General features: G+C 53.4%; 16 protein-coding genes. 12 read left to right on the forward strand and 4 right to left on the reverse strand.

Annotated features, from left to right (window positions below; all coding sequences use genetic code 11):
• Positions 1-1,084: carboxylate-amine ligase (locus ACH2EH_RS10375; RefSeq protein WP_395141395.1), on the reverse strand; the 1,084-nt coding region annotated here is incomplete at its 3' end.
• A 46-nt stretch (positions 1,085-1,130) separates the two neighbouring features.
• On the opposite strand from ACH2EH_RS10375, the gene ACH2EH_RS10380 reads away from it, so the two are divergent.
• A complete protein-coding gene (locus tag ACH2EH_RS10380) occupies positions 1,131-1,460 on the forward strand; it encodes a TMEM14 family protein (RefSeq protein ID WP_395141397.1) in 330 nt (109 codons plus the stop codon).
• 99 nt (positions 1,461-1,559) lie between these two features.
• Here the strand turns inward: ACH2EH_RS10380 and ACH2EH_RS10385 are convergent, their stop codons facing one another.
• Positions 1,560-3,524 (reverse strand): sialate O-acetylesterase, encoded by a 1,965-nt coding sequence (locus ACH2EH_RS10385; protein ID WP_395141399.1) that lies wholly within the window; start codon positions 3,522-3,524, stop codon positions 1,560-1,562.
• Positions 3,525-3,644: 120 nt separating this feature from the next.
• Between ACH2EH_RS10385 and ACH2EH_RS10390 the strand changes: the two genes are divergently transcribed.
• From ACH2EH_RS10390 to ACH2EH_RS10405, 4 genes are all read left to right on the forward strand, one after another.
• Complete coding sequence (locus ACH2EH_RS10390) at positions 3,645-4,205, forward strand: hypothetical protein (protein WP_395141401.1); 561 nt, start codon at positions 3,645-3,647, stop codon at positions 4,203-4,205.
• 268 nt (positions 4,206-4,473) lie between these two features.
• Positions 4,474-4,863, forward strand: coding sequence for a hypothetical protein (locus ACH2EH_RS10395; protein WP_395141403.1), 390 nt, complete (start codon positions 4,474-4,476; stop codon positions 4,861-4,863).
• A 57-nt stretch (positions 4,864-4,920) separates the two neighbouring features.
• Positions 4,921-5,958, forward strand: coding sequence for a hypothetical protein (locus tag ACH2EH_RS10400; RefSeq protein ID WP_395141404.1), 1,038 nt, complete (start codon positions 4,921-4,923; stop codon positions 5,956-5,958).
• Positions 5,959-6,325: 367 nt separating this feature from the next.
• The gene (locus ACH2EH_RS10405; protein WP_395141406.1) at positions 6,326-7,105 is read left to right on the forward strand and encodes an alpha/beta hydrolase; all 780 of its coding nucleotides are present in this window, start codon (positions 6,326-6,328) and stop codon (positions 7,103-7,105) included.
• A 13-nt stretch (positions 7,106-7,118) separates the two neighbouring features.
• Here the strand turns inward: ACH2EH_RS10405 and purN are convergent, their stop codons facing one another.
• Entirely contained in the window at positions 7,119-7,751 is a 633-nt protein-coding gene (gene purN / locus ACH2EH_RS10410; protein WP_395141408.1) for a phosphoribosylglycinamide formyltransferase, read from the reverse strand.
• Positions 7,748-9,433: an exosortase C-terminal domain/associated protein EpsI gene (locus ACH2EH_RS10415; RefSeq protein ID WP_395141410.1), complete on the reverse strand. Its 1,686-nt coding sequence runs from the start codon at positions 9,431-9,433 to the stop codon at positions 7,748-7,750. The genes purN and ACH2EH_RS10415 overlap by 4 nt, the downstream gene beginning before the upstream one ends.
• A 108-nt stretch (positions 9,434-9,541) precedes the next feature.
• Between ACH2EH_RS10415 and ACH2EH_RS10420 the strand changes: the two genes are divergently transcribed.
• The 7 genes from ACH2EH_RS10420 to ACH2EH_RS10450 all read left to right on the forward strand — a co-directional run.
• Entirely contained in the window at positions 9,542-9,763 is a 222-nt protein-coding gene (locus tag ACH2EH_RS10420) for a hypothetical protein (RefSeq protein WP_395141412.1), read from the forward strand.
• Between the two features lie 55 nt (positions 9,764-9,818).
• A complete protein-coding gene (locus ACH2EH_RS10425) occupies positions 9,819-10,220 on the forward strand; it encodes a hypothetical protein (RefSeq protein WP_395141414.1) in 402 nt (133 codons plus the stop codon).
• Positions 10,217-10,411: a hypothetical protein gene (locus ACH2EH_RS10430; RefSeq protein WP_395141416.1), complete on the forward strand. Its 195-nt coding sequence runs from the start codon at positions 10,217-10,219 to the stop codon at positions 10,409-10,411. Before ACH2EH_RS10425 ends, ACH2EH_RS10430 begins: the two co-directional genes overlap by 4 nt.
• Before the next feature lie 33 nt (positions 10,412-10,444).
• A complete protein-coding gene (locus tag ACH2EH_RS10435; protein ID WP_395141418.1) occupies positions 10,445-11,359 on the forward strand; it encodes an archaeosortase/exosortase family protein in 915 nt (304 codons plus the stop codon).
• A gap of 643 nt (positions 11,360-12,002) precedes the next feature.
• The gene (locus ACH2EH_RS10440; RefSeq protein WP_395141420.1) at positions 12,003-12,695 is read left to right on the forward strand and encodes a hypothetical protein; all 693 of its coding nucleotides are present in this window, start codon (positions 12,003-12,005) and stop codon (positions 12,693-12,695) included.
• Positions 12,696-13,841, forward strand: coding sequence for an archaeosortase/exosortase family protein (locus ACH2EH_RS10445; protein ID WP_395141422.1), 1,146 nt, complete (start codon positions 12,696-12,698; stop codon positions 13,839-13,841). It begins immediately after the preceding gene.
• A gap of 8 nt (positions 13,842-13,849) precedes the next feature.
• A partial coding sequence (locus ACH2EH_RS10450) for an exosortase-associated EpsI family protein (RefSeq protein WP_395141424.1) occupies positions 13,850-14,352 on the forward strand: 503 nt, incomplete at its 3' end.

Here is a 14,352-nt window from a genome sequence, read left to right on the forward strand (position 1 = left end):
CGACCATGTAATCTACGACAGCTTTCAAGTCGCCGCCGTTCTCTTTGAAGACACGTAGCTGCCGGTCCGCACCGGTGCCATTCTCTAACATTCGGTGGATATAGTTTAGCTCGTTACGGCACCCCAGCTCGTCTACCACATCATCCACAAATTCAAGATACTCTTGCATCAGATCGCGGAAGGGTACCTCTTCTTGCTTGCCAAAGTCAATCAGCTTACCCGTCACTCCATAGCGCAGCGCCCGCCACTTGTTCTCCATGAGCAGTGCGCGGCTGTACTGGCGGTAGTCTTGATTGCGCGTGTGAAGCTTGTAGAGCTTGGCTACCGTAGCCTGCATCAGGGCCGTCAGGGCGATAGTCTCGTCTATCCGCAGAGGCACATCACAGATGCGAAACTCAATCGTGGGGAAGAACGGGTGAGGCCGAATGTCCCACCAGATTTTCTTGGCGTTATCAATACAGCCCGTCTTCATGAGCAAGTCCACATAGCCCTCAAACTCGGACCACGACGAAAACGCATCGGGGATATTGGTGCGCGGGAACTTATCAAAGACTTTGCAGCGGTAGCTCTTGAAACCGGTGTCGTAGCCGAGCCAGAACGGGGAGTTGGTAGAGAGTGCGAGAATATGCGGCAGAAAATAGCGCACCGAGTTGAGAATCCGAATCCGTGTCTCTTTGTCAGGGATTCCAATATGGACATGCAGCCCAAAGATCAGATTCTCCCGCGCCACCTGCTGTAAGTCATCCACAATGGTGTCGTAGCGCGCATCGGGGTAGATCTCTTGCTCACGCCAGTTGGCAAACGGGTGCGTCCCAGCGGCGGCCACTTTGAGTCCCTGACTGTCGGCAAGGCGAATAATGGTCTGCCGAAGCTCGTAGAGCTGGTCACGTGCCTCGCGCACCGTGTTACAGATTCCGGTTCCAACCTCGACCACGCTCTGGTGCATCTCCGCTTTCACCGACTCCTGAAGCTGACGCCTGCCTTCGGGGAGCAGTTCCGTGCCGATATGGGAGCGCAGATCCCGTGTTTCCGGGTCAATGGTCTGGTACTCTTCTTCGATTCCGATATTAAAGGTGGGGAGCATGGCCGTATTTTACCTGATGTGTGCGATGACACGGTACACTGAAACCATGCAAGATATGACACGAATGTACCTCTTCGCCTACGCGCTCTTGATGGTAGTGGGAGGAATCGCGGGGGGCACAAAAGGCTCCCTAATGTCCGTGATGGCCGGAGTTCTCTGCGGCGCTCTCGCGGGAGTCGGGGCATTTCTGATGACTAATAACGCCAAACTCGGCCTAGGTCTAGCACTCGCCGGAGCGGTTCTCGCGCTGGGCGGTATGCTCCCTCGCTTTCTCAAGAGCCACGCCGTCTGGCCCGCCGGAGTTGTCACATTTGCCAGCGCCATCGCCCTGGTACTCGTGATAGTGGCAATCGCGAAAAGTGCACCGACTCGTTAAATCGCCTCGATAAGACCGCCCCCATGAACGGGGGCGTCTTATTGTCCTCGTGCCTCGGACACAAAGGCCGTTCCGGCCATGGGAGCGATCTCGCGTGAGCTATTTATCCGTGCGGAACGGGTCGGTAGGTAGGCCGCTCTTGCTCCAAAGATTGGTGAGCGTGAAGTTCTTGTAGCCGTAGCGAACATAACGTGGCACGGCCACTTTGCTGGACCAGGCCTCTACCTCGTTCTTGCTACGAATCTTCGCCTCGGCGGGATAGAAAACGCCGTCGCCGCTAGAGATCTCAAAGCCGACAAGCTTCCCCGCGGGCAAGGGCTTCTCGGAGCAGACACCGTCACGTACTTCCAGCCCCGCCCCGACGTTGTCGAAGCGGACAATCATCTTGTCGAAGCCTGCCAGTGCTTCTTTATAGGTCGGGCCAACCGCATAGACATCTTTGCCGTAGGTGATCTTCTGGGCTAAAAGCGCAAGCCGCTCGCCGACGGGGCCTTTGCGGTTGGGATGAATGTCCGTCTCATTGCCGATATCCGTGATCACCGCGATCCCTCCGCCTTTGACGGTGCGCATCGCGGCGCTCTGGGTCTCACGCTGCTGGGCGTACTCGATGCGCTCCGATCCCCCGTTGCCAAACGGGGCGAGCTGGGTGATGAAAAACGGGAAGCTGGCGGCGGCGAAGTCGCGCTGCCAGTTGGCGATCAGGGCGGGCATTTGTTTGAAATACAGCTCGTGCCGCCCCACATTAGACTCGCCCTGGTACCAGATTCCGCCCTTGACGGTGTAGTTCTTGAGCGGGTGAAGCATAGCGTTGTAGAGCACACTTGCCCCGTTGGGGTTTGCACCGGGCATCAGCCCCGGATTAGCGGGGATGGCTTTCTCAATTCGATAGTTCCACTCTCCTGACAGCTCAATGGCACCTAGCTTCATGCCAGCAGCCCTGCCCACAAAACCCCCACCGCCGGAGCCATCAAAGACACGCACGACAATCACATTACGGCCTTTTCTGACCAGCCCGCCGGGGACACTATAGTTGCGCGGTGTCGTCCAGGCGTTGGGCGTCTCCGCGCCGGTTGCGCCCACTTGCTGGCCATTAAAAAACGTGACATCGTGGTCGTCAATCGGCCCGAGTGAGAGGGGCAGCGCCTTTCCGGCTAGCGCATCGGGAATCTCCACTTCCTTCTTGAACCAGACGGAGCCGTCTATACCGAGCAGCTCGTCGTTGCCCAGCGTGTCCCACTCGCCGGGAGCATTCACGCTCTTCCAGGCATCGCCGCCGCTACCACGCTCCCAGCCTGTCGTCTTATCGGAGCGACCCGAGTCTGCGCCCACGCCCTGCGGTGCCCCGGCGGCTTTCCAGCGTGCGATGAGCCTGTCGTAGCGTGCCTTGGCTTCGGCGGCAACAACGGGCGTGGCAAATTCTGCAGCGTTCATTCCCAGCCCAAGGTTGACATCTTTCGCCATCCATGCCTCGATCCGCGTGCCGCCCCACGACGTGTGCAGCATCCCGACCGGCACGCCCAGCGCTTTTCGCAGCGACTTGGCGAAGTAGTAGCCCACGGCGGAGAAGCCCGCGCGCGTGTTCGGTGCCGCACTCTGCCACGTCCCACCCGCCACTTCGTCTTGGGGCATCAGCTCCACAGACTTGGTCACGGTGAACATGCGAAGCAGCGGATCGGGCTCGCTCTCGATCTCCGATTTCCCCTCAAACGATGCCGCCAAGGGCCACTCCATATTGCTCTGCCCGGAGCACACCCAAACCTCACCGAAATAAACCTCTTTGACCGTGAGCGCGTTCTTGCCCTTAACACTCATCACAAACGGCCCCCCGGCAGGCTGTGCAGGGAAGCTCATTAGCCACTTGCCCGCCGCGCCCGCCGTGGTCTTGACGGTCTTGCCCCTGAGGGTGATCGTCACCACCTCGCCCGCATCCGCGCTCCCGTAGAGCCGGACGGGGATGTTCCGCTGGAGAACGCAGCCATCAGAGAGAAGCTTGGGGAGCGAGACATCGGCCTGGCTGGCACTGCCCAGTGCCAGAGTCGCCGCAAGAAGAGCAGATCGTTTCATAGCGCCACTATTCGCCGCCGTTTCTGCTTTTTCCTGTCGCGTGACGCTTATTTCGAGGCAATGAATTGCTCTCGCTGAGGGCTTCGCCGGGCATCCTTCGGATGCGTAGATTCGATCTACTTGCAGCGTGCCTCGATTGCGGCGACGCTCACCGAAAACGATGTCCCTACCGACTTTGTAGTAGACCTCATCAACGAGATCGCTACCTGCCGTGGACTCCTGGCGACCTTTGTCCAGGCGACCACGGATCGGCAGGTACATACCGAGAGCGACGGTGCCAAGCGCAAGTGGGCGCGCAAGCCGGGGGAGCGCGACAAGCTCAAGGGCTACTTTGTGGGCACCAACCTCAAGAACCGCAGCGCCGCCGAGCTCTCGGAGGCGGCGGAGACGATCCTGCATCAAGCCCGGCTGGACACGCTCCCCGGTGTGAAGCCCACCGATCTCACGGCGCTCAACGCGTCTCTGGTGGCATGGAAAGCGACCAACGAAGCACAGGCCCAAGCACAGAACACCGCCACGACCTCGCATAGCGCCGCCGATGCACTGAGTAAGAGTATTTTAGACCGACGCATCGAGATTCAGCTCGCTGCGGATAAGGCGTTTCCCTACAACGACAAGGCTAACGCGGCGATCCGAAAGGAGTTTGGACTTCCTAAAAACGGCCCCTACAGCGCCACCTGATTCGTTGAATCTAAAGAGCCGCCCGCGCAGGGTGGGTGGCTCTTTGCATGAAAAATATTCCCATTTAGAATGGCTGGGAAAGGGTATTCCTAACTCATGTTACGCAGTCCGGGACAGAAATGGTGTGAAATATTTCACTGGTTGTGGCAGCGGTTTGGGGGTATACCTTCAAAAGTTGCCCGTTAAAATTTCCGGGTAGTTCTCAACAATAATACCTTGGCGTGAAGACGCGCCAGAGAGTTTCGTAATTAAGTTTAGGGGTGTTAAAATGTTGTTTTTTGCGAATCTTCGGTTTGTTGCATATGCCATCATGGCATTCGGTTTGTTATGTGTCAACTCAAACAAAGCTTCGGCAGCTACTGCTGTGATTGACTCAGTTGGATATTCCCATGGTAACCCAGATTCCATATCCATTCAAGTGACATTTGGTTGGTCATCGTCAGGATTAGCTGGGTCATGGCAGCTATGGGAAGACAAAAGTGGTGAACTAGTTAGTTATGCAAATAATGTAGGTCAAGGAGTAGGTACAGGTGGTGGTAGTTATCCACATAGTTCAGGTACGAAACAGTATAGTGCTACCGCAAGAGTTTATAATACATCAACGAATGCAACAATTCAAAGTGCTGACCCGATAGACACAGGTGAACACAGCGCCTAAACTAATTAAGGGATAGTGTAAATCATTATCCCTTTTTATTTTAAAAGGATTTTTAGAATGCTACAAGGACATGAAAAAGACACGTTGACTCTTTCAAGGCTGGATAAAAGGTTGCTAGTAGATTTTTTTATCGAAAAACCAATTCAAGGTAATTTCAAGACCATATCTAAGTGGGTGTACTCATCATTACGGTTAGTTTTAGGTACTACTGAAGACGAATTACTCGTGGTTAAAGATTTTTTTATTTTTAAAAAAATACGAATATGCGATATTATGGAAGCATATGCTTTGTTATACAGATTACGCTGGATTAAATACGATAAAGGCAATCCCATTTATGAGTTAACATTAGGTGCAGATAGGATTGACGATCTCTTTATTCCTCAGAATGAATACCAGAAGAGGAGATTTCAAAGCATTAACTCATTTGTAGATCAATTTGAGAAATTTGATTCAAGCAAAAAACGTGAAATATTATCAGGAGGAGCACTCAATTATTCAGATTTACCTGATGGCATGAAAAATTCGATTAAAAGTGCTGTTTCTGCATTGTTAGATGCTGATAAAGCTTCCAATATCAAGAAGGAATTCTTGGATGTAAATAATTTATCAGATGTTACAATAAGAATTCAAGATCGTACTAAAATGGGTAGTAATATTAAAGAATTAGCCTTCTCTGTGAACTCAAATTCGGGTGGATATAGTTTTAGATGGAATAATTATGATAAGGATAAAAGTAAAATTACTTATGGGCGTCCTGTGGAAGCTATTTTAGATATAACTAAAAATGAAAATTTTTCAAGAGATAGAATGATAAAAAAATCAAAATTATTAAACTCAGTGTACATTGATTTGGAAAATGGGAAATTGGACATTAAAAGGATTATGATTCTTGTTAGTGATAAATATGGATTGAAAATAATTATGAATGAAACTAATACTTATGATAAGAAAGAATTTTCGAGTAATCACGTTGTCCTTTGGAAATTTCTGGATAATGTTTGCCAAGATTTTGGAGGGTGGGAATGGGAAATATCTTCGAGTGAAGTTATTATCTTGCGTGAAAAAGAGAATCCTAGGAAACGCTTGCTTTAATTTATATTTTTCAAGAAATTAGTGATGAGAATTAATGCTCACGTTACACAACCGGGTCTTGATACAATATGATCTTCGTCAAATATGTCTCAACCCGTTTCAAAAACGGTCGGATACTGTTGGCGAATTCACGAAAACTGCCCGACCAGTGACTCACTTCATCTACCGCCGTTAGTCAGCATGACAAGGTTCCTAGGGTCAAATCGAATCGAATTCGCCAACAGTATCCGGTCGTTTTTGAAACGGGTGAGATACTTCCGTCCATTACATTCTCTCTCGGACCGGGATTCTAGCGTATTTTTGAATGCAATGCCACGGGAAATGGCTCTGTCGCCGAGGGGATGTGGGATGCTGTAAAATAGGCGCTATGAACACAGTCGTCCCTCTCTATCCCGACGGTCAAGTTCCGTTTTCTTTAGGCAGTGCGCCCGAGGACATTCCCAGCCTGACACTCTACCCACCCGAGAAGCCCAATGGGGCGGCAGTGATTATCTGCCCCGGCGGCGGCTACGGCGGGCTGGCGGCGCACGAGGGGGAGCCTATCGCAAAGTGGCTCAATACGCTGGGCATTTTTGCCGCCGTCTTGAAGTACCGCCTCGGCCCCAAGTACCACCATCCTGCCGAGATGACCGACGCGCTCAGTGCGATTAAGGCCGTCCGGGCAAAAGCACGGGAGTGGAATGTGGATACCAAGCGCGTCGGGATTCTAGGCTTCTCGGCGGGCGGGCACCTCACCAGCACCGCCGCCACCCATTTCACCGGCCCCGACGACCGCCCCGATCTGGCGGTGCTCCTCTACCCCGTGATCACTCTGGAGGGAAAAGCCGCCCACGCGGGCTCGCGGCGGAACTTACTGGGCGACAATCCTCCGCCAGAGCTAGTGCGCGATCTTTCCAACCACCTGAAAGTGACCAAGACCACGCCACCGTGCTTTATCATGCACACCGCCGACGATGCGGTGGTTCCCGTGGAGAACGCACTCCTCTTCGCAACAGCCCTCGCGGCGAGTGGAGTCCCGTTCGCACTACAAGTTTACGAGCACGCCCCCCACGGAGTCGGTCTGGGTAGCCCAAAGTTCCCAGAGACCTTGGCCTGGCCCGAACAGTGCGCCCAGTGGTTCAAGCAGCGTGGATTTATACCTTCGTAATCGCCTGTAATCGTTAGTCGCGCTTGGCAACACGCACTCGGCGGCCCTTTACAGAGACTCGGCCTTCCGCCAAGTAGCGGAGGGCCTCAATGTAGGCAGCGTGCTCCTCGGGAAGAATGCGGGCCGCCAGTGTCTCTGGCGTGTCGTCATCGAGAACGAGAACCGTGCGCTGGAGCAAGATCGGCCCCGTGTCGTACTCAGTGTCCACAAAGTGCACCGTGCAGCCACTCACTTTGCAGCCGTAGGCGAGCACCGCTTCGTGAACATGGTGGCCGTACATCCCCTTGCCGCCAAACGACGGCAGCAGCGCCGGATGCACATTGACAATCCGCCAGCGAAAGCGCTCCACAACAGGCTCAGGGAGCTTGCGCAGGTAGCCCGCCAGCGCAATCGTATCGGCCCTGGCAGCGTCCAGAGCGGCGAGGAGGCGCACATCATAACCTTCCCCGAGAGCGATCACGGCCACGGGGATTCCTGCCTCTTGAGCACGAAGCAGTGCGGGCGCATCGGCCTTGGTTCCTACCACCAAGCACACTGTGGCGCTCAGGCGATCCTCTTGAGCGGCGGCATGTACTGCCATCAGGTTGGAGCCACGCCCCTTCGTCCCCACAAAAACAGCGATCCGCAAGGGTTTGTGCTCGCTCACGCGCCCTCTTTCCCCGCAGTCTCAGGATCGGTGGTGATGACTTTACGGATCTCGCCCTCGAAGGTCTTCATAAATTCTTTCTGCGCCGCGAGTGCGTCGTCGTCTGTGGTGATCCGAGGCGATACCAGGCGCACGAAGGTCCAGCCGTTCTTATTACGAACCAGCCGCTCCGTCGCCATGATCAGCTGCTGGCGCATAAAGTCCGACTCGCTGCGGTTCCCCGAGACAAAGAAGTAGGAAACGGTCGTGATGGGCAAGCCTTTCTGACCATTAGTGAGCTGCACTTCGCTCCCATCGAAGAGCATGTGGACGGCCTTGTCCTCGCGCCCCGCCCACGGCAGCGTGGTGTCGTCCTTCTTGAGCTGAATGTAGCCTCCCGCAGGAAAGCACTGATCCGGGCGGTGTGCGAACTCACGCCGTCCGTAGCGCCGGTAGACCACCAGAAGCTGCACCCGCTGGCCATCATCGCGAATATAGTCGCGAATCAGGTAGGAGTCGGCGTCGGCGAGTGCGGGGTCAGAAAAATCTCCCTCGGGGCATTTCCAGCGCCCTAGCTCGGCGGAGATCGAACGAACATCGGCAGCGGGTGATTTCTCGGGAGGGGCCGACGCCACAAGCGAGATCGCCAGTGCGGCTACCATCATTCCCCCCAGAATCGCCAGCCGGGGCGGGGTGCCCGTGCGTGTGAAGCCTGTTGGGGCGGGGAGCTGCGCCCACTCCGACTTTTCTTTTTCCTGGCGGGCCTTCCACCACTTCTCACCACCCGTCACACGCTCTAGGAAACGGCCAATGGAAACGAGCAGGAGCAAGACAATAATAAAAAGGGGGTAGGGAGAGGCATCATGGAAAGTCCCCAAACCAAACTTGGGATCGTAGAGCGAGCACACCAGAATCAGCAACGTGATCCGAATGACATTGGCGGCCAGTGTAATCGGCAAGGCTAGCCAGAACAAAGCCCATTTCCACGGGAGCTTAAGGCGCGAGATATACGCCGTAATGGCATGAAGTGCCTTGATTGCCATGAGCGAGTGAATCCCCGAGCAGGGATCCGCAATCTTGACACGCACCATTTCGCCTGTTTTCTTAAAGGCAAACTCCATGTCCATCCCTGAGCCCAGCACCTGAATGTTAAAGAGATGCTCAACAATCCACTTACTCCCCCCTGTTGCGATCATCCGCAATGGAAACGAGATAGGCTGGGTGAGGCCACCGGGGATAGGCAGAAAAAAAGTTAAATAGGCAAGAGGAAACGCCAGCTCCCGCAGCCACGCCATGCCACAGAGATACCAGACAGCGCCCGCAAGAAAAATCGGGATGGAGAGTGGCGAGGGCCCATTGATGTCGAGGATTTTCTCCACAAGATGCATCGCAAGCGCCACACCGACCACAGCGAGGCCGCGTTTATCGGAGCGCAGCGCAATCCGTCGCAGCTTCTCACGCTTGTGCCAGACCACGGCGGAGGCGATAGGGATAATGAGCCAGCCATGAGTCGCACTCGGATCTGTCGCCCAGCGAAACACCAGGAACCCTAGTGTCGCTTGACTGCCCTCGGAGAATCCCGGCATCCCCGGCCAGTTCCCGACACCATAGAGGCAAAAAAACAAAATCCCAAGAACGAGGGGTGCCAGGTAAGGGAACGCGGGTTTCTGGTACTTCGACGCGAGAGTGGGCGCGGTAGACATGGTTGTATTATACGCCCTGCCTCCTCGTTTCGTTACCGTGCTGTCAGAATTGACAGGTTTTCGCGCCCGACTGAATGAATAGGCCACGCGAGCCGATACTAAAACATCATGGTTAATATCTTCCCCACTCGCTCCAATCGAAACTGTCTCCTGGTTTCCAGCGATCGGCAAGATCGCACCGAGGCGCGCCGCGAGATTGCTCAGTGGGCTGCGGAGCGTGACCTTGCCCTGCCGCGCCGCCCCCGCCTGCTCGCTCTGATTGAAGACAACACTATCGTTGCAGAGTGGACCGTGATCGAGCCACGGGTGCCCGGTGGACGTGCCGCCTGAGGGCATTGGGTGCCTCGGGCTTGCCTCTGACTTTCACAAGTGGTCTAATATCAGGGTGACTAAACAAGCGATTCTCCCCGAGCGCGGTGCTGCTCTTCGGGAGCTTTTACGCCGTCAGATACGTGCCGTCGTACTACTGATCGTACGGATTGCGGCCTGTGCCCTTCTCTTAACCCTTCTCAAGCCTCTCTGGGGAGCGCGTCCCTGGCTGAGCAATCTGCTCTTTGGGCTCGGAGGGCTTCTCTGTGGTATTCCACTCCTGCGTGACGTCGGCCGTAACTGGCGCTGGCGGATCGCTCTGGGACAAGCCTATCTGGCAGCAGGCCGCGATGAGGATGCTGAGGTCGCCCTGAAGCCGCTGGAGGGTATTCAAGGACAGCTCTTCGATCCCGGGGGCGGGGGGCTACAGGCACTTGAGACAGTTCGTCAAAAAAAGAAAGGAGTCTGGGAACAATGAAACATCAGAGGCCGTACTGGTGGTGGACATTTGTTAGTTGGTTCCTGGCAACATTTGTCATGGGGTTTCTAGGAGCCCTGATCTCACAGTATCTGGGAGTACCCGGCTATTTTGGGGGAGTTATTGCGTTCTGCCTAACGGGTCTGATAGGACTTTTTGCTCTAGCCGCACGCATGGCTCGCAAGTACTAATGCTTCCCGTTACAGGAAGCGGATTATGGTAATATGGTTGATATTGTGACGAACGATGTTAAGAATTTGGATACTCAGCCACGGAAACAGCCTTCCGCACTCTGGTGGCTCATTCCACCTGGGGTTGCGTTGGCATGGATTCCGTTTCGTATATGTTCTCCTTTGTGGTTTGAAACCGGTTCACAGTTATTTGTGCAAGCCTGGGTTCTCCCTGTTGTCGCTTTGCTTGCCTGGACACGCAAGCCCGACTGGCAGCGGACAGCCAAGGAGCTAGAGGAACTATTCCCCGATCCACGTAACCCACGGCGTTCTGGAAACATGATCCTGATCGCCCTAGGGAGCCTAGGACTGATTCTATCCCAAGTTGCTTCACTGCCTCTAGTCAGTATTCTTAGTCTTTGTCTAGTTATTATAGGAACGATATTCTATCTTTTTGGCCCTTTTCTGCTTCGCAGCGTCATTAGCCCATTGTTACTCCTCTTACTAATGGTTCCTCCTCCACATACCCTCTTTCTTGTCTTACTTGCTCGTTTCCAGTTAGCAGGTGCAACCATGTTAGGGGGCGGCTTAGATCTGATGGGAATTCGGACACGCATTCTGGGAGCTCAGGTCACCATTCAACAATCAGGTTGGCAACTTCAGATTACCCCTTCACTAAGTGGCATAGATGTCTTTCTTTTTGTCATGTTTGGAACCATCAGCTACTTGATGTGGAAGCGCATCGCTCTGTTAAAAAGTCTATTAACACTGCTTATAGCGGCATTTTCGACTGTGATAATAAACTTATTCAGGCTATTATTGATCGGACTGGTGGCGCGGCAAAATCCTTCCGTGGCAAATACTCTGGCAAGTATTCCCGCCCTTCCAGCAATCTTGTGTGCGCTAGCGGTTATCTTCCTGGTTACAAGAAAGCTCCTCAGTAATCCGACAACATTGGAGGAAAAATGACCTCACAAAGTTTACTTTCGGAGCGGATCAAGCGACTGGGAGCTTTTCTGGCAAGTGTCGCCCTGCTGAATCTGTTTCTCTCATATCGGTTAGGACGTACCAATGATTGGCTTCTGGACGTCCCCACCCGTGTGGGTAACTGGGAAGCAATTGACACACCTCTCTCTCAGGACTTTTTAACTCGTCTTTCTCTGCCCAAGGTACGTGGCGTAGCATTTAAGAACCCTCTTGATGAGGAGGTTACCTGCCAACTAATCGCAGTGCGATCTTTTGAATCCTACAGGGAACCAGATATTTTTTTCCCCCTGTCACTCTCAGCACAACGAAAACTGACTCTCTTTGGCGCAGATAACCCCTTACGGGCCTGGGTGCTAAAAGCACCACGGGGAAACGGCCGCTTACTTGTCTATTCCTGGCTCCAGAGTCCCTCAGGTAAAACTTACCTCTACGGTGAACAAGGTATACAGCAAGGTTTCCCGGATCGGCTTCGGCTAGGATGGGCCACGATTTGGAACAGGGAACCTCTGTGTCTTGTGCGTCTTTACATGCTCATCTTGCCTAGCGACAAGAATGGTGCCCAGGCCCGTCGGAACCTGGATACGGTTGCTTTAAGTCTTTACAAACAGAACTTGGGAAGTAACAAATGAAACCGATATTCCGATTCGCACCGAGCCTGCTTGCCCTGCTGATAGGATGCACTCCCCAGCTGGTCGCGGGTGGGGAAGATAGTGCCTATCTTAAAGAGATCGCTTCTCCTGTACAAACGACGAGCCAGAGGCTCTTGCCACTGACACCTGGTACCTTCTGGGAGATGAATGGTATCAACGAAAAGCGCACCACGCGTGACAAGATTGTAGTCGTCGGCCCAAAGCAAGTGGGAGCCTCGACAGGTACACATCTTCAGCTCTTCCGCGAGGGAGTTCTCTGGCGACAAGAGGTCTATAAAAACGATGACAGTGGCTTGTCCCTCCTAGCATTTGGGGAAAAACAGCAAGAGTTATTAGTACTATCTCCTCCTCTGCCTCTCCTAAAAGCAACGCTCCGTGAAGGAGACGAAATTTCGTGGAAAGGTTCTGTACGTTTCAAAGGGAAAGAGTATATCTCCACGGCGTATACCCGAGTAACAGCGCAAGAAAATTTGCAGACACGGACAGGACGGTTTCTGTGTTTTAGAATTGACAGCGTACTCACAATGAACCGTCCAAAAGAGCAACCTCTGCACTTTCCGTCGATCCGATGGCTCTCAGAGAAAATCGGGTTTGTGCGCCGAAGTTTTGCCGATGGGGGCAAGCCCGCCCTTCAGGATCTGGAGCGCTATCAGGTCAAGGGTAAGTAGATGACACATCTCCAAGCACTAAAAACCTATATTGTTCAAGAGCGCAGGTGGTTTATTCTAGGACTGATCTACCTAACAACATGGATTATTCCATTTGAATGGATGACCGATTGGTGGAAATCTCACTACTCTATTCTCGCTGCACAACCGTTCGTTCTCCCCCTCTTTTGTATCGTTCTTTGGGGACGACGTGCGATTTTTAAAGAACACCAGGCAACGCAGACACACTGGGACCGTCATGTTGGAAAACCCCAGAAAAAGGGCTCGCTGACACTACTGGTGTGTGGCAGTCTCCTCTATTTTTTCGCCCATTTTTCACGACTAAGCGTCGCCGCAGTGCTTGGGTTGGTTCTGATGTTAGTTGGGGTTATCGTCTGTGTCTATGGCAAGAATGTCATCAAAATACTGCGAGCCCCCATCCTGTATTTACTTTTAGTTATTCCCTGGCTTCCTGAGAGTGCTACAACCCGTGTCGAGCTACTGGGGCTTAACTTGCACGGCACGATCATCAGAGGGATTGTCCTCCGCCTTGGACATCAAATGGGGATTACCCCAGAAAATATTACTGTTGACGGAGCAAGTATCCCTACGCCCTTCACTCTTTCTGGGATGCAGGGATCTTTTGCAATGATTGTTTTTTTCTGGGGGTATGGGCTCTATCGTCGCTACTCAGCACAGCGCACGATGGGGCTGATCTTCTTAGGACTGACCATAACATTTGTCGTAAATCAGCTCAAGTTAGCGATTTCGTGCTGGCTGGTCGCCTCTAGTTCAAGCTTAACGGGTTACTTTATCTACGCGAACTGCTGGTTTTTCACAATTCCCAGCCTTGTACTCACCCTACTCACCGCGCGTGTTACGGCCAGGCTACGACGGCCTGAGTGGGTCGTGGGCTTCCTAAGTGCTCTGAAAAAACTCAGCAATGCAATCCAACGCCCCATTGACGCGCTATTTTTGGGGTCCGCTCGTGCAGGAACAAGTATTGGTAAAGGTATCCTCATTCTCTTTACCCCTTTAACCCGAGCTGTCAATTTTTTCCTGCTTGGTCTGGACAAGCTAGGAAAGCTTGCAGGCTCATCCAATAAAAATCTCGAAACACTCATTCGTCGAGGCGAGCGAAAGCTTCAGAACCGCCGGAAACGGTAGGACTCCCCATGACTCCAAAAGTATTTAAACAGTTGAGTGTCATTATTGGCATTACCGCGGCGCTCAGTATTTTTTCTCAAAAACGCCTGGAATCGGCAGGCGGCTGGTTTCCCAGTGTGCCCGATACCATTGCGGGCTGGGAAGGAACAAATCAACCCGTTCCCCAAAGCACTCTGGCAATTCTGGGATACCCTCGGGCGATTGGAAGAGAGTACAGCAATGGCACGGGAGAAACAGTCTTGGCGACCCTCGTGACGGCGGGGCCATTTGAGAATTTCCATGACCCCACTGTGTGCGTAGGAGGAAATGGTGCCTGGGAGTTCACGAGTCGCAAGGAGTTTGCTCTGGACGGCCCCGGGAGTGCCCCGGTTCGTGCAATGATCTTTCGCCAGCGTACCAATCCCAAAACGCGGATTATTATGTACTATTGGCAGCAATCGCGCGATGGTGCCACTACGTGTGAACCGATGATGGGTAACTTCCGCGACCTCCCCGCACGACTACGAACGGG

This window comes from Armatimonas sp. (assembly GCF_043760365.1).
In the GTDB taxonomy this organism is placed as follows: Bacteria; Armatimonadota; Armatimonadia; order Armatimonadales; family Armatimonadaceae; genus Armatimonas.